Below are 23,667 nucleotides of genomic sequence, written 5' to 3'. Positions count from 1 at the left end.
CCGGGGGGCAACCCCGAGGGCGACACCGACACCGGCGGCGACCTCGACCAGGATCACCCGGAAGAGCGCCCCCACCCCCGGACGGACCGGTCACCCTCCTACGTGACCCTCGCCGCCCTCGGGCTGGCCGACCCCCGGCTCGCGCTCTCGGCCCGCGAGTGCGACTCCCTCGAACCGCTCGCCGCCCAGTGGCTCGCGCGTGGGGCCGGTACCGCGCACCTCGTCACCGCGCTCACGGCGGGGCTCCCGCCCACCGTCCACAGCCCGGCCGCGTTCGTCCGCCGCCGCCTGGTGGACAAGATGCCGCCCGACCGCCCCCGGGAGCCTGCGGTGCTCCCCGTCACCCGCATCGTGGAGTGCACGGACTGCCGCACCCCGAGCCGCCCGCAGGCCCTCCTCGGCGGCCTCTGCCGCGCCTGCCGGGCGGGCGCCACCGCCGTCGCCCCGCCGGCCGCCCGGCTCTCCCCCCAGGCGGTGCACCGGCACGCCGCCCGGGTGCGTGGGGCCGTCCGCACGGCCGCCCGCCCCAACCGCCCGGCGCCACAACGGCATTGATTCCCCCCTCACCGCCGCCCGCCTAGACTGCCGATCAGCGCACGATCGGAGCGGGGGTGGGCGGCGTTGAACACTCGGGAGTGGTCCTTCTACGAGGGCTCGGACGGTTCGACGCCCGTGGTCAAGGACCTGCAGAAGGCCCGGCTGGCCACCCACGAGCGGGCCAGGCTGTTCGTCCTGATGAACCGGGTCAAGCAGCGGCAGACCCTGCCGGGGGACGTCAAGGACCTCGGCAACGACCTCCTGGAGGTGCGGCTCACCGGCGATCACCGCACCTTCCGGCTGCTCTTCGCGGAGGAGTCCGAGGGGCTGGTCCTGCTCGCCCTGTCGTTCTTCCAGAAGAAGTCCCAGAAGACCCCGCCGAACGAGCGCGGCGCCGCCGAGCGGCGGCTCAGGGATTGGCGGAACCGGCCGTCGGCGGGCTGAGTTCCCGGTTCTCGGTATCGGTTTCGGGCGATAATGTTGGAGCACTCTGAGGGGAGGCGGCCATGGCACCCACACTGCACGATCTGCTCGACCTCGACCCCGACGATCCCCGCGTCGCCGCGAGCCTGGCGGACGCCCGGGCCTACGCCGAACTCGTGGAGACGCTGGTCGTGGCCCGCAAGAAGCGCGGCCTGACCCAGCGCGACGTGGCGGAGCTGATGGGGACGTCGCAGTCGACCGTCTCCGAGTTCGAGCGGGTGGGCGGCGACGCCCGCTACTCGACCCTGCAGCGCTACGCCCGCGCGGTCGACGCCCGGCTGCTCAGCATGGTCGACCACACCGCCGCCGACCTGGCCCCCGCGTGGAAGCCCGCGCCGGTGCAGGTGCAGGTCCGGGTGGCCGTCCGCGAGCGGGCACCCCAGGTGCGCCCGACGGCCTGGGGCGACGACGCCCAGCGGTCGGTGACCGTCTGATGGCCGGCGCGCCCGCCCGCCGGTCGGTCCGGCGGTTCGCCACCCTCGACGAGCTCACCGCCGTCACCGAGCTGGAGGACGTCACCTTCCTGGAGGTGTCCGGCCGTCGCCTCTTCGACCAGCAGGAGCCGCGCACCGAGGCCGACGCCCGGACGACGCTCGCGGTGTGGCTCCGCGAGGGCGACGACGGGACCACCCTGGAGGTGCGCTGCCGGCTCGAACTGGGGAGCGTCCAGGCTGACTTCGTGGTGGATGCGGCGGCAGCGTTCGCACTCGGCACGCCGTTCGAGCTGTCGGCCGAGCTGCAGCAGCAGTTCGTCGACCGGATCGGTGTGACGGTGCTCTACCCGTTCCTGCGCGAGGCCCTCCAGGGCAGCGCCGCCAAGCTCGGCGTCGACACCCCGCTGCTCTCGCTGCGCGGTCCGGGCCAGAGCGCCTGACGGCAGGGCGCCCGACCACCGCCCGAGGGTCCTCGCCGGGCCGCCGTCACAGGGCCTACACCGCTCGCGCATGAATAATCTCAGGCGGCGGCGTTAACCTATGCAAAATCCAAAGGTGAACTAGGTTACAAACCTTGAAATCAAAGCCACCTGGTTTGCCCACATGCTGAGATCCATGCGATAGTCGAGATGTCCGGCGGCGGACATCGACGACTCGCCGCGGGCACCCGAGACTACGGCTGGCCCGACCTGGCACGGCCGTCGCCCATCGCCCGGCACGCACCCCCTTGGCCGGCGCGATGACTTGCAAGGGCCCCCACGCACCGGACCACGGTGGATCGGGGGCCCTGCGCGTTTTCCGGCCACGGGAACGGCCACGGCCACGGGACCCGGCCACCGGAACGACCGCATCGCCACGGGCGCAGCCCGCCTCAGCGCCGCTCGCGCACCTTCAGCTCGAACCAGACGCCCTTGCCGCGCGGCAGCAGATCGGCGCCCCAGCGGTCGGCGAGATCGTCGAGGATCTTGAGCCCGCGTCCGTACTCGCTGATCGGCAGCGGCTCGGAAAGGATCAGGCAGGGCAGCGCCCGCGAGGAGTCCCGCACCTCGATCCGCAGCCAGCCGGGTTTGCGCGAGACCTGGACGCCGATGGTCCGCCCGGCCGCGTGCCGCAGCGCGTTGGCCACCAGCTCGCTGGTGAGTAGCTCGCCGACCTCCAAGTGCTGGTGCAGCTCCCAGGACTCCAGTACCGAGAGCACCAGCCGCCGGGCCACCGGCCCGGACTCCGGTCGCGACGGCAGCCGCATCTCGCCCGGCGTCGACTGGTCGCACAGCCTGCCGTAGTACATCCGCTCCAGCTCCTCGGAGCTGAGCCGCTCCAAGGCCGCGAGCGCGTCTTGGAAGCACATCCACGACGCTTCAGCAACCAAGCTGGACCCAGGAAGTGATGACTGATCTGTTTCGCCCCAACCCGCCATGCGGTCCATCATTGCGGAACGCAAGCGGGCGCGTACGGACAATGAGCAAACGATCACCCCCCGTTCGGCATATGCCGGGTGCAACCCGGGCCGCGCCCCCGTCAAGCCCGGGTTGCCGCAAACCGGCTCCTACCAGGCACTCCAGCCCAGGTTCCAGCCGCTGAGACCGTTGTCCGGAGCCACCTTGCCGCGCGAGGAATTCTGCACGGTAACGATGTCGCCGATCAGCGAGCCGTCGTAGAAGGTGCCCGCCGAGGTGCCGCCGCCACCGCCCTTGACGTCCTTCAGACCGACGCAGCCGTGGCTGACGTTGTCCTCACCGAAGGCGTCGCTCCAGTAGTTGCCGTGTACGTACGTGCCGGACGTGGTCAGCCGCATCGAGTGCGGGACCTGCAGGTCGTACGGCGCCCCGGTCATCCCGGGCATGCTGCTGGACTGCATCCGCACCACGCCCTCCTTGGACATCACGACCATGGTGCCGTTCCAGGTCGGGTGCTCCGGCGAGCCGGAGGTGATCTCGATGACGGAACTCTTTCCGTCGGTGACCACCGTCATCAGATGGGTCTTGGCGTCAACCGACGAGATCTGCGATCGCCCGATCGTGAAGGGCTCGTCCCGGTCGACGCCCCCGTAGACGCCCGGGGCGATCTCCACGTTCTTCAACCGGTAGTGGACGGTGACCTTGGTACCCGGCTTCCAGTACGCCTCGGGGCGGAAGTCCAGCCGGCGGTCGCCGAACCAGTGGCCCTTCACCACGGTGCCGTTGTCGGCCTCGAAGGTGATGCCCTTGGCGACGGCCTCCTTGTTCTTCACGTCCTTGTCGAAGTCGACCGAGACGATCATGCCGACCCCGTAGGTGGCGCCGTCCTCGACGTTGTCGCTCGCCTTCGCCTCGCGCTCGGGCGTCAGCGTGGTGAAGCCGCTGTCCGCCGAGGCGACCACCCCGTCGGCGTCCGCCGCCATCGCGCTCACCTGGTACGCGGTGCCGACCGCGAGGCCGGCCGACGGCGCCCAGCTGCCGCCGTCCGCGGCGATCGTGCCGGCGATCTCCTTGCCGCTGCGGTCGCTCACCTTGACCGTGGTGAGCCTGCCGCCCGTCACCGCGACCTTCAGCGCGCCGTTCGGGGCCACGTCCACCGCGCCGTTCTTCGGCTGGATGTCCAGCACGGCCGCCGACACCTTGGGCGTCGCGGCGGCCGGGGCGGGAGTGCCGGCGGGCGCCGACCCGGAGGCCTGCGGCGAGGCGGTCGACGCGGCCCCCGCGGCCGCGCCGCCGCCCAGCTCGGCCTTGGCCGCACTCCCGCCGCCCGCGCCACCGCCACACGCGCTGGTCAGCACCAGCGCGCCGCCGATCAGACCGGCGGCCACCACCGTACGTATCGACCTCATGTCGACTCCCCCTCCCGTTGATCCCGCGCGATCACGACGGGACTCGACAGATACACGCGGCGGTCACCGGAAAGGTTGCGCCATTCGAGCGGTATTCGCCCGGGAAACGACGACCGGCCCGACCCCAACGAGTGAGGATCGGGCCGGTCGTGGTCGAGCCGGGAGTACGGGGGCTACCGCGGGGTAGGGCCTACCAGTTGGCCCAGTCGATGTTCCAGCCGCTGAGCCCGTTGTCGGGCGCGACCGTCTTCTCCTTGGAGTTCACGACCTTGACCACGTCGCCGATCATCGACTCGTTGAAGAACTTGCCCGCGACCGAGGCGTCGCTGCCGTCCTTGGTGTCCTGCATCGAGATGCAGCCGTGGCTGGCGTTGGACTTGCCGAACGGGTTCGCCCAGTAGTTGCCGTGCACGAAGGTGCCGGAGTTGGTCAGGCGCATCGCGTGCGGCACGTCCGGGATGTCGTACTCGCCGCCGAGGCCGACGGTCTGCGAGTTCATCCGGGTGACCTTCTCCTTGCTGGAGATCACCATCGCGCCGTTCCAGGACGGGTTCTTCTCGTCGCCGAGGGTCACCGGCACGGTGTGCGGCTGACCGTCCCGGACCACCGTCATCTGGTGCGTCGCGGAGTCGGCCGTGGAGACCTGGGAGCGGCCGATGACGAACGGCTCGTCCTTGTCCACGTCGCCGTAGACGCCCGGGGCGACCTCGACGTTCTTCAGCCGGTACTTGATGGTGACCTTGGTGCCCGGCTTCCAGTACTCGGCCGGGCGGAAGTCCAGCCGCCGGGTGCCGAACCAGTGGCCCTTCACCTCGGTGGCGCCGTCACTGGTCTCGAAGGTGATCCCCTTGACGACGGCTTCCTTGTTCTTCACGTCCTTGTTGAAGACCACCGAGACGATCATGCCGACGCCGTAGGTGGCGTTGTCGGTGATGTTGTCGTTGGTGGAGATCTTCTTCTCGGGCGTCAGCGTGGTGAACGAGGTGGTGGACGCGGCCACCAGGCCCTCGGCGTCCTTGGCCTGCGCGCTCACCTTGTAGGCCATGCCGACGGCGAGCGCCGCGCTGGGCTTCCAGCCGGTGCCGTCCGCGGTGATCGCCCCGGCGACCGGCTTGCCCTCCTTGTCGGTCACCTCGACCGTGGTCAGCTTGCCGCCCGCGACCGAGACGGCGAGCGCGTTGGTCGGCGAGACGTCCTGCGCACCGTCCTTCGGCTCGACGGTCAGCACCGCGGCCGAGACCTTCGGCGCCGCCGAACTCTGGCCGGGCGCGGGGGTGCCGCCGCCGTTGGCACCCGCCGTCGCGGCCGCGTCACCGCCGCCGCCCCCGTTCGCGCCGTCGCTGCCCTTGTCGTCCCCACACGCCGCAGTCAGCAGCAGTACCCCGCCCATCGCGAGCGCCACCGCACTGCGGCGCATCCGACGGCTGGTGGTACGTATCGCGGCATCGGCCGCCCTAACCGGCTTCACGGTTTCTCCCCTCCCGGTGTCCATCCAGATGGACGCGCGTCTGCCCGGACGGGTTGCACCGGACCGGCGATCTTTCGCACCGAGATGCGGCGCGGCAAGTGCAGGATAGCTGGGCCGAATGAGTGAATACCGGGGGGAGTGCGGTGGATCACAGGTGGAACAGTCGTGAAGGTCGACGGGAGACCGCGGCCGGAACCCGGCAGGTCAGTGCTCGGCCGCGCCGCCGTCGATCCACTGGGCCCAGGGCAGGTTCCAGCCGTTGAGCCCGTTGTTCGGCGGGACGAAGTCCCCCGTGGACGCCTTCACCTCGATCACGTCCCCGGGGATGGTGTGCTCGAACAGCCAGCCCGCCGGGGTCTCCTTGCTCGCGCCGCCCTTGGCGTCGGCCAGGCCGATGCAGCCGTGACTGGTGTTGGCCGTGCCGAACACCGCCGGGTCGGCCCAGTAGTTGCCGTGGATGAAGGTGCCCGAGGTGGTCAGCCGCATCGCGTGCGGGACGTCCTTGATGTCGTACTCGTCGCCCATCCCGACGGTCTGCGAGTTCATCCTGGTCACCCGGTACTTCTCGGAGACCACCAGCACGCCCCGGTAGGTGCTGTGCTTCGGGTCCCCGCCGGACACCTTGAGCGTGCGCACCACCTTGCCGCCCTGGCCGGCCCGGACGGTCAGGGTGTGGGCGTCCAGGTCCACCGTGGAGACCTGGGCCCGACCGATGGTGAACCGGACGTCCTTGGACTGGGTGCCGAAGTCGCCCGGCGCACCCTGCACGCCCTTGAGGCGCAGCGCCACCGCGACCTTGGTGCCGGCCGCCCAGTACGTCTTCGGCCGGACGTCCAGCCGCTGGTTGCCGAACCAGTGCGCGGCCACCTCGACGGGCGGGTCGGCCCTCACCAGCACCGCCTTCTCGACCGCCGCCCGGTCGGTGATCGGCCGGCTGAACCGCAGCGAGACCGGCATGCCGACGCCGACCGTGGAGCCGTCCTCCGGGGTGAAGAAGGCCACGAAGGTGTGCGCCCGGGCCACCGTCGAGAACGCCGTGTGCTGATTGGCCTTCTGCCCCTGGTCGTCCTCGGCCACCGAGTCCAGGGTGAACGCGGTACCGAGCGGCAGCGGACCCTTCGGCGTCCAGACCGCGCCGTCCTCGGAGACCGTCCCGGCCACCTCGGTGCCCTTGGCGTCGGCCAGCCGGACGGAGAGCAGCCTGCCCTGGGCCACCGAGACCCGGACCGAGCCGTCCGCCGGGACGTCCTGGGAGCCGTCGGCGGGCAGCGCGGTGATCGCCGCCCGGGAGGGGGGCGGCGGTGCCTGCCCCGGGGCGACCGCGTCCCCGGCCGTGGCCGGCGCGGCGCCGCCACCGCCGGCGCAACCCGTCAGCACGGCCAGGCACCAGCCCAGCGCCGCCGCACGCCGTGCCCAAAACCGTACTCGGGGCCGCATTCCGGGGCCTCCCGCCGTTTCCGTCCGATACCCCGGACAACGAGGGCAATCCCGGCAGGACACGCGGACGCCCGGGTGAATCCCACCCCGGCGGCCCACCGCGGCAGGCCGGCGCCCCCGCGCGCGCCCGTGGAGCCCGCCCCCCGGCCGCCATCCGCCGGTAAGCCACCGTTCAGCGGCTTCCGATCAGCAGGATCAGGGAAAGAGAAGGTGAACGGGGTCCGGGACACCCCGCCCAGGGAGGGTAGGGCCATGGCGTCAGGGCAGGAGCTGGAAGCCGGAGTGCGGCCGCGCGGCAGTGCCGGCACCGAGCCACCGTGGCCCGGCAGCTGGCAGCCGCTCGGCGCCCGTTTCCGTACCGACGCCCAGGGCCGCCAGGGCACCAACTTCGCGCTCTGGGCAGCCGGCGCCGAGGCCGTCGACCTCTGTCTCTTCGACGAGGACGGCGTGGAGAGCAGACACCGGCTCACCGAGCAGAACTTCCAGATCTGGCACGGCTTCCTGCCCGGCGTCCGCCCCGGCACCCGGTACGGCTTCCGCGTCCACGGCCGCTGGGACCCGTGGACCGGCGCCCGGTGGAACCCGGCCAAACTGCTGCTCGACCCGTACGCCCGGGCCATCGACGGCTCCTACACCTCCCACGACTCGGTCTGCTCCGCCGTCCGCAACTGGCCCGAGGCGGATGTCGCCGACACCGTCCGGGACAACCGCGACTCGGCCCGCCACGTGCCCCGGTCCGTCGTCGTCCACGACGACGACGACTGGTACGACGACCACCGCCCCAAGACCCCCTGGGCCGAGACCGTGCTGTACGAGCTGCACGTCCGCGGCTTCACCATGCGCCACCCCGAGGTGCCGCCGCAGCTGCGCGGCACCTACGCGGGCCTCGCCCACCCCGCCGCGATCGCCCACCTCACCGGGCTCGGCGTCACCGCCGTCGAGCTGCTGCCGGTGCACCAGTACGCCGGCGAGGACCACCTCCAGGCCCGCGGGCTGGGCAACTACTGGGGGTACAACACCGTCGGCTACTTCGCCCCGCACGCCGGCTACTCCGCCTCGGGCGGACGCGGCGGCCAGGTCGGCGAGTTCAAGCGGATGGTGCGCGCGCTGCACGCCGCCGGGATCGAGGTCGTCCTCGACGTGGTCTACAACCACACCGCCGAGGCCGCCGAGTTGGGCCCCACCCTGTCGCTGCGGGGCATCGACAACGCCGGGTACTACCGCCTCCCGCTGAACCGCCCGCGCGGCTACGCCGACTACACCGGCTGCGGCAACACCCTGGACACCCGCCGCCCGCAGGTGATCCGGCTGATCACCGACTCGCTGCGGTACTGGGTGACCGAGATGGGCGTGGACGGCTTCCGCTTCGACCTCGCCGCCGCGCTCGCCCGCGGCAGCGACGGCGTCGAGATGGACCACCCCTTCCTCGCCGCCGTCTCGCAGGACCCGGTCCTGAGCCGGGTCAAGCTGATCGCCGAACCCTGGGACGTCGGCCCGGGCGGCTACCAGGTCGGCGGCTTCCCCCCGCTGTGGGCCGAGTGGAACGACAAGTACCGCGACACCGTGCGGGACTTCTGGCGCGGCGCGCGTCCGGACGTCCGCGAGCTCGGCTACCGGCTCTCCGGCTCCTCCGACCTCTACCAGCGCGGCGGCCGGCGCCCCTACGCCTCGGTCAACTTCGTCACCGCGCACGACGGCTTCACCCTGCGCGACCTGGTCTCCTACAACCGCAAGCACAACGAGGCGAACGGCGAGGCCAACCGGGACGGCACCGACGACAACCGGTCCTGGAACCACGGCGTCGAGGGGGAGACCACCGATCCGGCGGTCAACGCCCTGCGCCTGCGCCAACTGCGCAACCTGATGGCCACGCTGCTGCTCTCCACCGGCGTCCCGATGATCACCGCCGGGGACGAGTTCGGCCGCACCCAGCTCGGCAACAACAACGCCTACTGCCAGGACAACGAGATCAGTTGGCTGGACTGGTCACTGCTGGACGACCCGGGCTGGTCCGGGCTGCGCGACCTCACCGCGCGCCTCGTCCGGCTCCGCCGCGACCACCCGGTGCTGCGGCAGCGGGCGTTCTTCTCCGGCCGGGCCGCCGCTCCCGGCGGCCAGCCCGACCTGGCCTGGTTCACCCCGCGCGGCAAGGAGATGACGGAGGCCGACTGGTTCGCCCCGACGGCCTGCCTCGGCATGCTGCTCTCCGGCGCCGCGATGTCCGAACGCGACCAGTACGGCAGTCCGTTGCGCGACGACAGCTTCCTGCTGCTGCTCAACGCCGGCCCCGATCCGGTGGCCTTCACCCTCCCCGGCGAGCCCTGGGCCGCACCGGACGCGGCGTACGAGACGGTGCTGGACACCGCCGCCGAACCGGCCGACCCGCCCCCCTCGCCGGACACCGCCCTGCCGGACACCGCCCTGCTGGGCGGCCGCTCGCTGCGCCTGCTGCGCGCACCCGCCCCTCGCTGACCGCGCACCCCACCGGCCCCGCGCCGGGGTGGCCGGTTCTCGTCGACAGGTGCGAAAAACCGGATGAGAAATGACGGGTACCCGACCTACGCTCACGGCGATGGCCGAGAACCAAGCCCCCGCCCCCACGCCCGCCCGCCGGTCCACGGTCCGCTCCCTGCTGCGCCTGTGGCCGTACGCCCGTGCGATCCGCTGGCGGCTGACCACCTCGGTCGGCGCCGCACTGCTCGCCGCACTCAGCGTGCTGCTCGTCCCGATCGTTCTCGGCCGAATCGTCGACGGGCCGATCACCGACCACGACCTCGGGGCGCTCTGGCCGCTGATCGGCCTGCTGCTGGCGCTCGGACTCTTCGAGGCGGCCCTGTTCTACGCCCGCCGGGTCATCCTGGCCAAGCCCCTGGCCGGGGTGGAGACGGCGATGCGCGGTGACCTCTTCGCCCGGCTGCAGCGCCTGCCGATCTCCTTCCACGATCGCTGGGGCTCCGGCCAGCTGCTCTCCCGGGCCACCGCCGACATGTACACCATGCGGCTGTTCCTGGCCTTCCCGCTGGTCTTCCTGATCGTCAACACCGCGACCTTCCTCGCCGGCACCGCGCTGATGTTCACCCAGGACTGGCGCCTCGCGCTGATCGTGCTGGTGCCCGCCGCCCCGCTGCTGGTGCTGACCCGGCGCTTCGAGGCCGGCTACTCCGGCGCCGCCCGCCGCGCCCAGGACCAGAACGGCGACCTCGCCACCGTGATCGAGGAGTCGATCCTCGGCATCCGCATCCTCAAGGCCTTCGGCCGCCACCGGTCGATGGCCGAGCGCTTCCGCGCCCGGACGCACGACCTGCGCCGCACCGAGCTGCGCAAGGCCGGCCTGCTCGCCAACCTCTGGGCGGTCATCGTCGGCCTGCCCGAGCTGGCCCTCGGCTGCGCGCTCGCGGTCGGCTGCTACCTGGTCGCGCACGACGAGCTGAGCACCGGCACCCTGGTCGCCTTCCTCTCCACCGCGCTCGCGCTGCGCTGGCCGGTCGAGTCGCTCGGCTGGCTGCTCGCCTACGCCAACGAGGCCGCCACCGCCACCGACCGCTTCTTCGAGGTGCTGGACGAACCCGAGCCGGCCGACGCCCCGCACCCGGTCACCGCGCGGGACACCACCCCTTCGCAGGGCACCGCCCCTTCCCCGGGCACCGCCCCGGACGGCATCCGGCTCACCGGCGTCCGCTTCCGCTACCCGGACGCCCCGCCCGACAGCCCCGACCTGCTCCAGGGAATCGACCTGCACATCCGCAGCGGCGAGACGATGGCCCTGGTCGGCGCCACCGGCAGCGGCAAGACCACCCTCACCGCGCTGCTCCCCCGGCTGTACGAGGCCACCGCCGGCACCATCACCCTGGACGGCCGGTCCGTCCGCGAGCTCTCCCGGGAGCGGCTGCGCGAGCTGGTGTCGGTCGCCTTCGAGGAGCCCACCCTGTTCTCGGCCACCGTCCGGGAGAACGTGCTGATGGGCGCGCCCGGCGCCGGCCCCGACCAGCTCGGCGCCGCGCTCGCCACCGCCCAGGCCGACTTCGTCGGGAAGCTGCCCGACGGGGTCGAGACCGAGGTCGGCGAGCAGGGCCTGAGCCTGTCCGGCGGCCAGCGCCAACGGCTCGCGCTGGCCCGCGCGGTGGTCGGCGCCCCGGCCTTCCTCGTCCTGGACGACCCGCTCTCCGCACTGGACGTGCACACCGAGGCGCTCGTCGAGCGGGCCCTGCGCCAGGTGCTCGGCTCCACCACCGCGCTGGTGGTGGCCCACCGGCCGAGCACCGTCCTGCTCGCCGACCGAGTCGCGGTGCTCGCGGACGGCCGGATCGAGGCCGTCGGCACCCACCAGGAGCTGCTGCGCACCTCGGCGCGCTACCGCGAACTGATGTCGGGCGAGGCCGCCCTGGTACCGGAGAGGGGCTCCGCCCGATGACCACCACGATCGAGCCCGCCGAGAAGGCCACGAAGGCCGCGCCGGAGGAGGAGCTGCCCCCGCCGCCGGCCGACGAGGAGGACATCCCCGTCCCGCCGGGCGCGCCCCGGGCGCTGCTGCGCTCACTGCTCGGCCCGCACCGGGCCCGGATCACCGTCGCGATGACGGTGATCCTGCTCCAGCAGGCGGCGCTGCAGTCCGGGCCGCTGCTGGTGGCGATCGCGATGGACCGGGGCATCCCGGCCCTGCGCGACCACGACGCCGGCCCGCTGGTCGCGGTGATCACCGCCTACCTCTCCTTCGCGCTGCTGAGCACCGTGCTCCAGTGGGCCTTCATCAAGATCAGCGCCCGGATCAATCAGGACATCCTGGTGGAGCTGCGCGGCCGGATCTTCCGGCACGCCCAGCGGCTCAGCCTGGACTTCCACGAGCGCTACACCTCGGGCCGGATCATCTCCCGCGCCACGTCCGACGTGGACGCGCTGCGCGAGCTGCTCTCCGAGGGCCTGCAGGAGCTGCTCACCGTCTTCCTCTCGGTCTTCTACATCTCGGTGCTGCTGCTGGTGATGGACTGGCGGCTCGGCCTGGTCTCGCTGGCCTCCTTCGTCCCGCTCTTCCTGATCGCCCGTTCGTTCCGGAGCCGCTCGCGCCGGGTCTACCGCCGCTCGCGCACCTCGGCCGCGTCGCTGATCGTGCGCTTCACAGAGACCATGAACGGCATCCGCCCCGTCCAGGCCTTCCGCCGCGAGCGGGCCAACGACGCCGCGTTCGCCGTGGTCAACCGGCAGTCGGCCGCCGCCACGGCGGACGGCCTGCTGGAGATCGCCCGCTACGTCGGCCTCTCCCGCGCCACCGCGAACGTCTGGAGCGCCGGGGTGGTGCTGTTCGGCGCGTTCCTGGTCACCGACGGCGCCGTGGAGCTCGGCGTGCTCACCGGCTTCGTGCTCTACCTGCGCCGGCTGTTCGACCCGATCGACCAGCTGGCGATGTTCCTGAACAGCTACCAGTCGGCCGCCGCCGCCCTGGAGAAGATCGCCGGCCTGCTCGCCCACGAGCCGACCGTCGCCGAGCCCGCCGAACCGAAGGAGCTCCCCGACCCACCTGCGAAGTCCCTGGCAAAGGGGCGCGAGGTGCACTTCGAGAGGACGAGCTTCGGCTACCGCTCCGGCAAGGAGGTGCTGCCCGCCTTCGACCTGGTGCTGCCGGCCGGCCAGACCGTGGCCGTGGTCGGGGCGACCGGTGCGGGCAAGTCGACCGTCGCCAAGCTGCTGGCCCGCTTCTACGACCCGACGGGCGGGCGGATCACCCTCGACGGGGTGGACCTGCGCGACCTCGCCACGCCCGAGCTGCGCCGCGGGGTGGTCATGGTGACGCAGGAGTCCTTCCTGTTCTCCGGCACCGTCGCCGAGAACATCGGGATCGGCCGCCCCGGCGCCTCCCGCGAGGAGGTCGAGCAGGCCGCCCGGGACATCGGCGCGTACGAGTTCGTCGCCGCGCTGCCGGACGGCTTCGACACCGACGTGCGCAAGCGCGGCGGCCGGATCTCGGCCGGCCAGCGCCAGCTGGTCGCCTTCGCCCGCGCGCTGCTGGCCGACCCGGCGGTGCTGATCCTGGACGAGGCGACCAGTTCACTGGACGTCCCGGGCGAGCAGGCCGTCCAGCGGGCGATGCGCACGGTGCTGGCCGGACGAACGGCCGTGATCATCGCCCACCGGCTCTCCACCGTCGAGATCGCCGACCGCGTCCTGGTGATGGACCAGGGCCGGATCGTCGAGGACGGCACCCCGCAGGAGCTGATCGACGGCTCGGGCCGCTTCGCCGAGCTGCACCAGGCCTGGCGGGACAGCCTGGTCTGACCCCCACCCCTCGGTAATAGCCTCTAGGCCCTTTCGTCCATTACCGAAAGGGCCTAGAGTGAGGTGCGGGCCTTACCGGCCCGGGGCCGACGACCGAGGGAGCGGGACGTGACCGACCGGACGCACTGGCAGGACTGGCAGCGCAGCTGGGACCGCCAGCAGGAGTGGTACCTGCCCGACCGCGAGGAGCGGTTCCGCGCCATGCTCGACGTCGTCGAGGCCGTCACCGGCCCCGCGCCGCGCGTCCTCGACCTGGCCTGCGGCACCGGCAGCATCAGCGAGCGGCTGCTCGCCCGACTGCCCGGCGCGGTCAGCGTCGGCGTGGACCAGGACCCGGCACTGATGGCCATCGCCCGCGGCCTCTTCGCCGACGACCCCCGGTTCACCCTGGTGACCGCCGACCTGACCGATCCGGACTGGGCCGCCCGGCTCCCGCCCGGCCCGTTCGACGCCGTGGTGACCGCCACCGCCCTGCACTGGCTGCGCACCGACGACCTCGTCCGGCTCTACGGAGACCTCGCCAAGCTGGTCCGCCCCGGTGGAGTCCTCCTCAACGCCGACCACACCCCCGAACCGTCGATCCCGCTGCTCACCGCCGCGACGGAGGCCTTCCAGCAGCGGCGCCAGGTGCGCGAGAAGGCCGAAGGCGTCCTCGACTGGGCCGAGTGGTGGGCGGCAGCCGAGGCCGACCCGCTGCTCGCCGAGCAGGTCGCCGCCCGCAACGCCCTCTACGGCTCGCACGCCGACGGCGCGTCGCACCCCGCCGACTGGCACACCGCGCGGCTCGTCGAGGCCGGGTTCCTTGAGGCCGGGGTGGCCTGGCGCTCCGTCACCGACGCCCTGGTCGCCGCCGTCCGCTAGGTCCGGTCCGGCCGATCCCGCCGGGCAGGGCCTGGGCCGGTCCGACGAGAGCGGTGGGGAGGGCCGGACCGGCCGGCCCTCCCCACCGCTCTCACCGCAGCAGCCCCGCGTCCATCCCCACCGACTCGGCCGGCAGGGCCACCAGGCCCAGCTCGGCCGGCGAGGCCAGCCGCGGATGGGCCGGCAACACCCGGACGGTGTAACCGAACGGGCCCGTCCGGCACAGCTCCAGCGAGCCCTCGTACCGGGTGCGCCCGTCGAGGTCCGGCCCGCCGACCGGCTTGAGGGCCAGCAGGCAGGCCTCCGAGATGCCGTCCGCCTCGTCCACCCGCCCGGAGACCACCTGCACCTCGACCTCACCGGGCTCCAGCACACCCAGCGCGACCTGCACCCGCAGCGCCAGCGAGCTGCCCAGCTCCTGCGCCTCGTCCGGGCACTCCGCCTCGACGTGCTCGACCCGGACGGCCGGCCAGGCCTCCCGGACCCGTGCCTTCCAGGCGGCCAGCTCACGCGCCCCCGCGTACGGGACCGTCACCCGCCCGCCCGCCTCCGGTCGCTCGGAGCCGGCGCCGACGCTCCCTTCGCCCCGGGGCGGGCCCGCCGGACCGGCCGCGGCTGCCGCGAGCTCCCGCTGGGCCAGCGCCGCCGGGGTGTACAGCCGCTCGACGTACTCGCGGACCATCCGCCCGGCCAGCACCTTGGGCCCGAGGGTGACCAGGGTGTGCCGGACCATGGCGATCCAGCGGTGCGGCAGCCCGTCCGCGCCCCGGTCGTAGAACCGGGCGGCCACCTGGTGCTCGATCAGGTCGTACAGCGCGGCGGCCTCGATGTCGTCCCGCCGCTCGGCCTCGCCGCTCTCCGGGTCGAGGGCGCCGCCGCTCTCGTCGGCGGTGGGGATCGCCCAGCCGTTCTGGCCGTCGTACCACTCGTCCCACCAGCCGTCCAGGACGGACAGGTTGAGGCAGCCGTTCAGCGCGGCCTTCATGCCCGAGGTGCCGCAGGCCTCCAGCGGGCGCAGCGGGTTGTTCAGCCAGACGTCGCAGCCCGGGTAGAGGTGGCGGGCCATCGCCATGTCGTAGTCCGGCAGGAAGACGATCCGGTGCCGGACGGCCGGGTCGTCGGCGAACGCGACCATCTGCTGGATCAGCCGCTTGCCGCCGTCGTCGGCCGGGTGGGCCTTGCCGGCGACCACGATCTGCACCGGCCGGGTGGGGTGCAGCAGCAGGGCGCGCAGCCGCTCCTGGTCGCGCAGCATCAGGGTGAGCCGCTTGTAGGAGGGCACCCGGCGGGCGAACCCGATGGTGAGCACGTCCGGGTCGAGTACCGAGGAGACCCAGCCGAGCTCGGCCTCGCCGGCGCCGCGCTGGCGCCAGGAGGCGCGCAGCCGGTGGCGGGCCTCGTCCACGAGCTGGGCGCGCAGGCTGCGCCGCAGCTCCCAGATCTCGGTGTTGCCGATCCGCTCCAGACCGGTCCAGCGCTTGGCGTCGCCGGTGGTCATGGCGTCCTCGGCGCGGTCGGCGCCGATCTCGGCGGCGCCGAGCCGGACGACCGCCGGGTCGATCCAGGTCGCCGCGTGGACGCCGTTGGTGACCGAGGTGATCGGGACCTCGGCGGCGTCGAAGCCCGGCCAGAGCCCGTTGAACATGGACCGGCTGACCGCGCCGTGGAGGGTGGAGACGCCGTTGGCGCGCTGGGCGAGCCGCAGGCCCATCGCGGCCATGTTGAACAGCTTCGGGTCCCCGCCGCGCCAGGTCTCGGCGCCGAGGGCGAGCACCTGCTCGGCCGGGACGCCGGGCAGCGCGGCGTCCCCGCCGAAGTGGCGGGCCACCAAGTCCCGGTCGAACCGGTCGATGCCGGCCGGGACGGGCGTGTGGGTGGTGAACAGGGTGCCGGCGCGGACGGCCTCCAGGGCGGCGGCGAAGTCCAGGCCGGGCTCGGCCGGACCGTCGGCGATCAGCTCGCGGATCCGCTCGACGCCGAGGAAGCCGGCGTGTCCCTCGTTGGTGTGGAAGACCTCGGGGGCGGGGTGGCCGGTGAGCCGGCAGTAGGCGCGGACCGCGCGGACGCCGCCGATGCCGAGCAGCATCTCCTGGAGCAGCCGGTGCTCGCTGCCGCCGCCGTACAGGCGGTCGGTGACGTCGCGCTCGGCGGCCGAGTTGGCCTCGATGTCGGAGTCGAGCAGCAGGAGCGGGACGCGCCCGACCTGGGCCCGCCAGACGTGCGCGGCCAGGGTGCGGCCGCCGGGCAGCGCGAGGTCGATCCGGCAGGGGGCGCCGTCACCCTCCCGGAGCAGCGTGACGGCGAGTTCGTCCGGGTCGAGGAGCGGGTAGCGCTCCTGCTGCCAGCCGTCCCGGTTGAGGGACTGCCGGAAGTAGCCGTGCCGGTAGAACAGTCCCACGCCGATGAGCGGGACGCCGAGGTCGCTGGCCGCCTTGAGGTGGTCGCCCGCCAGGATGCCGAGCCCGCCGGAGTACTGGGGCAGCGCCGCGGCGATGCCGTACTCGGGTGAGAAGTAGGCGATGGCGGCGGGTTGCGCGGCGCCGCCGGCCGGTTGGTCGAGGCCGTGCTGGGCGGCCTGGTACCAGCGCGGGCCGGCCAGGTACTCCCGCAGGTCCTCGGCGAGGTCGCCGAGCCTGCGCAGGAACCGGCGGTCGGTGGCGAGCGCGGCGAGCCGGGCGGCCGGGACCTCGCCCAGCAGGCGCACCGGATCCTCCCCGGTGGCCGCCCAGACCTCCGGGTCCACGGACCGGAAGAGGTCCCTGGTCTCGGGGTGCCAGGACCAGCGCAGGTTGAGAGCCAGCTCGTGCAACGGCTGGAGTTGTTCGGGCAGGACGGTGCGGACGGTGAATCTGCGGATTGCCTTCACGGCGTGAAGCGTAGCCCCGGCGCCCGTCGTGAGGGTGCGTCAAGTGGGCTATTGGGCCTCCGTTCGGCCTATTGATGAGATCGCATTCGGCGCATTGGGCTGCACAGGGGGCGCGCGCGGCGCACGTTCCGCCGGATCGCGCTACCAATGCGTGAACACTGCGGAACAGATCCATTTCCACCGGCGGAGCCGCCCCGGACAAAGCCCGAAACTACTGTCGTACCGCTGCAAAAGTCTTGTCGCCGGTGCGACTATGAACCAAGGTCGTGGAAGCTGCGGGGAGTGCGGCGACGGGTGGCGCCCTCCTTGAAGCAGCACGTCCGAATCCTTTTCGCGTTGATCGATTCCCAACCTCCTTAGCCCATTCGGCGCTCACCTCGCACCGATGCGTGTCCTCGAACTCGGCCTGCTCGTTCACGGGTGGGCTGGGTCGCCCAGGGGCGTGCCCCGAGAGGCGTGCGCCGGGATGCGCGCGGGCTCTCGGGAGCCCCGCCACGGGCTCGGCGGGAGCGGGGCAGGTTGCCGGAGACGGCGGCGCGGGCAGGCTTCCGGTCGCACGTCCTCCCCACCCAGCAGTCCTCCCGGTACTCCCCCGGCCCGCCCCCGGCCCGCGGGAGCTGCCGCCGATCTCGGGCAGGAGTTTGGCATGCACGGCGACACGCGGGACCAGTCCACACCGGTGGCCGAAAGCCACGACGCAGCGGTCGCGGAATCCGCCGGACGGATGGATTCTGACACTCGGACAGACGCGGCGATGCCGGGCCCCCGGGAGGCCGGGGCCATCCGTACGGAGCAGACCGAACCGGCCCGACAACCCGGGGCCGAGGAGAACCGGCCGGCGGCACCCCGCAGGCGCACCACCACGCGCCGCACCGCCGCCACCGGCGCCGAGGTCACCGCCACCGGCACCGGGGCCGCCGCGAAGGCCGACCCGGCAAGCCGCCGGGCGCCCGCCCGCGGCGCGGCCCGCGCGTCCGCCGACCCCGAGCCCGCCACCCGCAAGCCGGCCGCCCGAAAGCCCCCCGCCCGCAAGCCCGCCGCCCGAAAGACGACAGAGAGCGACACCGTGATCGGCCGCATCCCCGTCCTGGACGTCAGCCCCCTCGTCGACGCCGGCCGTCGCCCGGCCAAGGCGGTGGTCGGCGAGACCTTCGCGGTCACCGCGACGGTGTTCCGCGAGGGCCACGACGCGGTGAATGCCAACGTCGTCCTGCGCGACCCGCGCGGCCGCAGCGGCCCGTGGACGCCGATGCGCGAACTCGCCGAGGGCACCGACCGCTGGGGCGCGCACGTCACCCCGACCGCACCCGGCCGCTGGTCCTACCTGGTGGAGGCGTGGAGCGACCCGCTCGCCACCTGGCGCAAGGTGGCCGCGGTGAAGCTGCCCGCCGGGATCGACACCGCGCTGGTGCTGGAGGAGGGCGCGCTGCTGCTGGAACGGGCCGCGGGCGGCGTGCCGAAGAAGGAGGGCCGGGCGCACATCCTGGCCGCGGTGGACGCGCTGCGCGACACCGGTCTGCCACCGCTGTCCCGGCTGGCCGCCGCGCTCGCCCCCGAGGTGCTCGACCTGCTGGCCCGCTACCCGCTGCGCGAACTGGTGAGCGCCTCCCGCCCGCTGCCCCTCCAGGTGGACCGCGAGCGCGCGCTGTACGGATCCTGGTACGAGTTCTTCCCCCGCTCGGAGGGCGCGGTGGTCGACCCGTCCGGCGTCGAGCCGCCGCGTTCGGGCACCCTGCGCACCGCCGCCGAGCGGCTGCCCGCCGTCGCCGCGATGGGCTTCGACGTGGTCTACCTGCCGCCGGTCCACCCGATCGGGCGAGCCTTCCGCAAGGGCCCGGACAACGCCCTGACGGCCGGTCCGCACGACGTCGGCTCGCCCTGGGCGATCGGTTCGCCGGAGGGCGGCCACGACGCCGTCCACCCGGACCTCGGCACCATCGAGGACTTCGACCACTTCGTCGCCGAGGCCGGGGCGCTGCACCTGGAGGTGGCCCTGGACTTCGCGCTGCAGTGCTCGCCGGACCACCCCTGGGTGAACAAGCACCCGGAATGGTTCAGTCACCGCGCCGACGGCACCATCGCCTATGCCGAGAACCCGCCGAAGAAGTACCAGGACATTTATCCGATCAACTTCGACCAGGACATGGACGGAATCGTCAAGGAAACGCTCCGCGTCCTGCGCTTCTGGATGACCCACGGCGTCCGGATCTTCCGGGTCGACAACCCGCACACCAAGCCGGTGCTGTTCTGGGAGAAGGTGCTGGCCGACATCGCCCGGACCGACCCGGATGTCGTGTTCCTGGCAGAGGCGTTCACCCGGCCCGCGATGATGCAGACGCTCGGGAAGATCGGCTTCCACCAGTCGTACACGTACTTCACCTGGCGCACCACCAAACAGGAGCTCACCGACTACCTCACCGAGCTCTCCGGTGACGCCGCCGCCTACATGCGGCCGAACTTCTTCGCCAACACCCCGGACATCCTGCACGCCTACCTGCAGACCGGCGGCCGGGCCGCGTTCGCGATCCGCGCGGTGCTGGCCGCCACCCTCTCCCCCAGCTACGGCGTCTACGCCGGTTACGAGCTGTACGAGAACGAGCCGGCCCACCCGGGCTCGGAGGAGTACCTGCACTCCGAGAAGTACGAACTCCGGCCCCGCGACTGGACCCGCACCGACACCCTCGCCCCGCTGCTCACCGTGCTCAACCGGCTGCGCCGCCGGCACCCCTCGCTCCAGCAGCTGCGCGGCCTGCGCTTCCATCCCACCGACAACGACCAGGTGCTCGCCTTCTCCAAGACGGCCACCACGGCCGACGGCCTGACCGACCACGTCGTCACGGTGGTCAACCTCGACCCGCACCACGTCCAGGAGGCCACCGTCACCCTCGACGGGGACGGCCCGTTCGCGGTGCACGACGAACTCACCGGCGCCGCCTACACCTGGGGCCGGCACAACTACGTCCGGCTCGATCCCTCAGCCGAGCCGGCTCACCTCCTCACGGTTCGGAGGAACCCAGCGTGACAGTGAACGAGCCCGTTCCCGACACCTTCCCCGAGACCTCGAAGAAGAACCTGGACCCGGAGTGGTTCAAGCGTGCGGTCTTCTACGAGGTGCTGGTGCGGTCCTTCCAGGACAGCAACGGCGACGGGATCGGGGACCTCAGGGGGCTCACGTCCAAGCTCGACTACCTCCAGTGGCTCGGGGTCGACTGCCTCTGGCTGCCGCCGTTCTTCGCCTCGCCGCTGCGCGACGGCGGGTACGACGTCGCGGACTACAAGTCGGTCCTGCCGGAGTTCGGCGACCTCGCCGACTTCATGGAGTTCGTCGACGCCGCGCACCTGCGCGGCATGCGCGTGGTCATCGACTTCGTCATGAACCACACCAGCGACCAGCACCCCTGGTTCCAGGCCTCCCGGGAGGACCCGGACGGCCCGTACGGCGACTTCTACATGTGGGCCGACGACGACAAGCAGTACCCGGACGCCCGGATCATCTTCGTCGACACCGAGACCTCCAACTGGACCTACGACCCGGTGCGCAAGCAGTACTTCTGGCACCGCTTCTTCTCCCACCAGCCGGACCTCAACTACGACAACCCCCGGGTCCAGGACGAGATGATCGCCGGGCTGCGGTTCTGGCTCGACCTCGGCATCGACGGCTTCCGGCTGGACGCCGTGCCGTACCTGTTCGCCCGGGAGGGAACCAACTGCGAGAACCTGCCGGAGACGCACGAGTTCCTCCAGCGGGTCCGCAAGGAGATCGACGCCGACTACCCCGACACCGTGCTGCTCGCCGAGGCCAACCAGTGGCCGGAGGACGTCGTCGACTACTTCGGCGACTTCGCCTCCGGCGGCGACGAGTGCCACATGGCGTTCCACTTCCCGGTGATGCCGCGCATCTTCATGGCGGTCCGCCGGGAGTCCCGCTACCCGGTGTCGGAGATCCTCGCCAAGACCCCGCGCATCCCGCACGGGTGCCAGTGGGGCATCTTCCTGCGCAACCACGACGAGCTGACCCTGGAGATGGTCACCGACGAGGAGCGCGACTACATGTACGCGGAGTACGCCAAGGACCCCCGGATGCGCGCCAACGTGGGCATCCGCCGCCGGCTCGCCCCGCTGCTGGAGAACGACCGCAACCAGATCGAGCTGTTCACCGCCCTGCTGCTCTCCCTGCCGGGCTCCCCGGTGCTCTACTACGGGGACGAGATCGGCATGGGCGACAACATCTGGCTGGGCGACCGGGACGGCGTGCGCACGCCGATGCAGTGGACCCCGGACCGCAACGCGGGTTTCTCGTCCGCCGACCCGGGCAGGCTCAGTCTGCCGCCCATCATGGATCCGGTGTACGGCTACCAGGTGACCAACGTCGAGGCGCAGCAGAGCAGTTCGAGTTCACTGCTGCACTGGACGCGTCGCATGATCGAGATCCGCAAGCTCAACTCGGCTTTCGGCCTCGGCACGTACACCGAACTGCCCTCCAGCAATCCCGCGGTCCTGGCCTTCGTGCGCGAGCACGAGGGCGACCTGGTCATGTGCGTGAACAACTTCTCGCGGTTCGCGCAGCCGACCGAACTCGACCTGCGGCAGTACGGGGGCCGGTACCCGGTCGAGCTGATCGGCGGGGTGCGCTTCCCCTCGATCGGCGAGTGGCCGTACCTGCTCACCCTCGCCGGACACGGCTTCTACTGGTTCCAGCTCCGGCAACCGCCACGCCTGAGCGGCACCAGGCGATCGAAGTAACGATCCGTCAGGGACACCTGCTTCACCAAACCCTCCGGGGGCGCGCGAGTTGTACACCCCGCGCCCCCGGAGGTCTCTGCACCACCGCGTACGGAGAACAGCCCAACGGCCACCCACACGAAGGCGTGACACCTGAGCACCGCTCGCGTGCCTTCGCCGCCGCGCCGCCGAAATCCGGAAGACTGACGGACCCGGCCAGACCCGTCGGGCAGTCCGCCCGCTTCCGGGGAAAGGGAGTCATGTCCGAAACCTCCCGTTCTCAAGCCGATGTGCACCGCGACACCCCCGCCGGCTCCACGCCGGTGGGCACCCGTGGAGCCGCGGCCCGGAGAACCGCCCTGGGGGTCAGCGAACTCGTCCAGGCGGCCCTGCCGCTGATCGCCGAGTGGCTCCCCACCCAGCGCTGGTACGCCGGCAAGGGACGGCCCATCACCGGCCTCACCCCCGTGGTCGGCACCCCGCTCCAGGTCGGCGACCCGGCCCTGCTGCACCTGCTGCTGCGGGTCGAGCACGCCACCACCGCCGGCGCGCCCCACGGCGACATCTACCAGCTGCTGCTCGGCATCCGCTCGGAGGGGCCGGCCGACATCGAGCCGACCGCCGTCCTCGGCCGGCTCAACCAGGGCCCCTACGACGGCGCGGCGCTCTACGACGCGGTGCACGACCCCGAGCTGACCGGGCGGCTGCTGGAGCACCTCGCCACCGGCGACCGGTTCGGCTCGCTGTCCTTCCGCCGCACCCCCGGCTCCGGGCTGCCCACCAACCTCCCCGGGCGCGCCTCCACCGCCGAGCAGTCCAACAGCTCGGTCATCTACGGCACCTCGTACATCCTCAAGCTGTTCCGCCGCGTCCACCCCGGCACCAACCCCGACCTGGAGCTCTCGCTGGCGCTCTCCCGGGCCGGCTCCACCCGGATCCCCCGGGTGGCGGCCTGGTTCGAGAGCCGGCTGGAGCGCGCCGAGCCGGCCACCCTCGGGCTGCTCCAGCGCTACCTGCCGGAGGCCGAGGACGGCTGGGAGCTGGCACTGGACCAGGTCGGCCGGCTCAAGGGCGACCCATCCCCCGGCAACTTCGCGATCGAGGCGCACCGGCTCGGCCGCGCCACCGCCGAGGTCCACCGGGTACTGGCCCGCTCGATGCCGGTCGCCCGGCTGGACCGCACCCAGACCCGGCAGCTGGCCACCGCGATGGCCGACCGCCTCGACAGCGCGGTGGCCGCCGTACCCGGGCTGCTCCGCTACCGGGCCGCCCTGCGCACCGCCTTCCAGCAGCTCGCCGACGCCCACCCGGACGGCATGCCGGTCCAGCGGATCCACGGCGACCTCCACCTCGGGCAGGCCATGCGCACCCCGCACGGCTGGGTGCTGCTGGACTTCGAAGGCGAGCCGGCCAAGTCCGTCGCCGAGCGGCGCGAACCGCAGACCGCGCTGCGGGACGTCGCCGCGATGCTCCGCTCCTTCGACTACGCGGCCGCCCACCTGCTGGCCGGCGCGCCGCCCGACCCCGAGCTGGCCCACCTCGCCGCCGCCTGGGCACAGCGCAACCGCACCGCCTTCTGCGCCGGCTACACCGCCGGCGGCGGCACCGACCCGGCCGCCTCGCCCGAGCTGATGCGCGCCCTGGAGATCGACAAGGCGGTGTACGAGGTGGTCTACGAGGCCCGCCACCGGCCCGGCTGGCTGCCGATCCCGCTGGCCGCGATCAACCGGCTGGCCCTGACCGTCTGACGGCCCACCGCCCGACCCGCTCCGCGCCCGACCGCGGA

General features: G+C 72.5%; 16 protein-coding genes. 11 read left to right on the top strand and 5 right to left on the bottom strand.

Annotated elements, in window-relative coordinates; translation table 11 throughout:
* Positions 1-102 precede the first annotated feature (102 nt).
* From AB0J08_RS24735 to AB0J08_RS24720, 4 genes are all read left to right on the top strand, one after another.
* Positions 103-555, top strand: a complete 453-nt coding sequence (locus AB0J08_RS24735) for a hypothetical protein (protein ID WP_360638243.1) — start codon at positions 103-105, stop codon at positions 553-555.
* A gap of 66 nt (positions 556-621) precedes the next feature.
* Positions 622-981, top strand: a complete 360-nt coding sequence (locus AB0J08_RS24730; protein WP_360638240.1) for a type II toxin-antitoxin system RelE/ParE family toxin — start codon at positions 622-624, stop codon at positions 979-981.
* A 62-nt stretch (positions 982-1,043) separates the two neighbouring features.
* Positions 1,044-1,454 (top strand): helix-turn-helix transcriptional regulator, encoded by a 411-nt coding sequence (locus AB0J08_RS24725; protein ID WP_360638237.1) that lies wholly within the window; start codon positions 1,044-1,046, stop codon positions 1,452-1,454.
* Positions 1,454-1,894: a hypothetical protein gene (locus tag AB0J08_RS24720; protein ID WP_360638234.1), complete on the top strand. Its 441-nt coding sequence runs from the start codon at positions 1,454-1,456 to the stop codon at positions 1,892-1,894. Before AB0J08_RS24725 ends, AB0J08_RS24720 begins: the two co-directional genes overlap by 1 nt.
* Positions 1,895-2,325: 431 nt before the next feature.
* Here AB0J08_RS24720 and AB0J08_RS24715 read toward each other — a convergent pair whose 3' ends face one another.
* The 4 genes from AB0J08_RS24715 to AB0J08_RS24700 form a co-directional block, all read right to left on the bottom strand.
* A complete protein-coding gene (locus AB0J08_RS24715; protein WP_360638231.1) occupies positions 2,326-2,802 on the bottom strand; it encodes an ATP-binding protein in 477 nt (158 codons plus the stop codon).
* Between the two features lie 198 nt (positions 2,803-3,000).
* Positions 3,001-4,260 carry an Ig-like domain-containing protein gene (locus AB0J08_RS24710; RefSeq protein WP_360638228.1) on the bottom strand — a complete coding sequence of 420 codons (1,260 nt, stop codon included), beginning with the start codon at positions 4,258-4,260 and terminating at the stop codon, positions 3,001-3,003.
* Between the two features lie 190 nt (positions 4,261-4,450).
* Entirely contained in the window at positions 4,451-5,677 is a 1,227-nt protein-coding gene (locus AB0J08_RS24705; protein ID WP_360638225.1) for an Ig-like domain-containing protein, read from the bottom strand.
* Positions 5,678-5,932: 255 nt separating this feature from the next.
* Complete coding sequence (locus tag AB0J08_RS24700) at positions 5,933-7,105, bottom strand: Ig-like domain-containing protein (RefSeq protein ID WP_360638222.1); 1,173 nt, start codon at positions 7,103-7,105, stop codon at positions 5,933-5,935.
* Between the two features lie 312 nt (positions 7,106-7,417).
* On the opposite strand from AB0J08_RS24700, the gene glgX reads away from it, so the two are divergent.
* From glgX to AB0J08_RS24680, 4 genes are all read left to right on the top strand, one after another.
* Positions 7,418-9,637: a glycogen debranching protein GlgX gene (gene glgX / locus AB0J08_RS24695; RefSeq protein ID WP_360638219.1), complete on the top strand. Its 2,220-nt coding sequence runs from the start codon at positions 7,418-7,420 to the stop codon at positions 9,635-9,637.
* A 100-nt stretch (positions 9,638-9,737) separates the two neighbouring features.
* The gene (locus tag AB0J08_RS24690; RefSeq protein ID WP_360638216.1) at positions 9,738-11,576 is read left to right on the top strand and encodes an ABC transporter ATP-binding protein; all 1,839 of its coding nucleotides are present in this window, start codon (positions 9,738-9,740) and stop codon (positions 11,574-11,576) included.
* On the top strand, positions 11,573-13,432 hold the full coding sequence (locus AB0J08_RS24685; protein WP_360638213.1) for an ABC transporter ATP-binding protein: 1,860 nt from the start codon (positions 11,573-11,575) through the stop codon (positions 13,430-13,432). Before AB0J08_RS24690 ends, AB0J08_RS24685 begins: the two co-directional genes overlap by 4 nt.
* 108 nt (positions 13,433-13,540) lie before the next feature.
* Positions 13,541-14,293 (top strand): class I SAM-dependent methyltransferase, encoded by a 753-nt coding sequence (locus AB0J08_RS24680; protein WP_360638211.1) that lies wholly within the window; start codon positions 13,541-13,543, stop codon positions 14,291-14,293.
* Between the two features lie 91 nt (positions 14,294-14,384).
* Here the strand turns inward: AB0J08_RS24680 and glgP are convergent, their stop codons facing one another.
* Positions 14,385-17,159 (bottom strand): alpha-glucan family phosphorylase, encoded by a 2,775-nt coding sequence (gene glgP / locus AB0J08_RS24675; protein WP_360638208.1) that lies wholly within the window; start codon positions 17,157-17,159, stop codon positions 14,385-14,387.
* A 1,066-nt stretch (positions 17,160-18,225) separates the two neighbouring features.
* Here glgP and AB0J08_RS24670 point away from each other — a divergent pair.
* The 3 genes from AB0J08_RS24670 (at position 18,226) to AB0J08_RS24660 (ending at position 23,629) form a co-directional block, all read left to right on the top strand.
* Positions 18,226-20,181: an alpha-1,4-glucan--maltose-1-phosphate maltosyltransferase gene (locus tag AB0J08_RS24670; RefSeq protein ID WP_360638356.1), complete on the top strand. Its 1,956-nt coding sequence runs from the start codon at positions 18,226-18,228 to the stop codon at positions 20,179-20,181.
* On the top strand, positions 20,178-21,902 hold the full coding sequence (treS, locus tag AB0J08_RS24665; protein ID WP_360638205.1) for a maltose alpha-D-glucosyltransferase: 1,725 nt from the start codon (positions 20,178-20,180) through the stop codon (positions 21,900-21,902). Before AB0J08_RS24670 ends, treS begins: the two co-directional genes overlap by 4 nt.
* Before the next feature lie 239 nt (positions 21,903-22,141).
* Entirely contained in the window at positions 22,142-23,629 is a 1,488-nt protein-coding gene (locus tag AB0J08_RS24660; protein WP_360638202.1) for a phosphotransferase, read from the top strand.
* The last annotated feature ends 38 nt before the right edge of the window (positions 23,630-23,667 follow it).

Source organism: Kitasatospora sp. NPDC050463 (assembly GCF_040655255.1).
In the GTDB taxonomy this organism is placed as follows: domain Bacteria; phylum Actinomycetota; class Actinomycetes; order Streptomycetales; family Streptomycetaceae; genus Kitasatospora.
The sequence above is the reverse complement of the archived record's forward strand: the minus strand, read 5'-3'. Positions and strand labels throughout refer to the sequence as shown.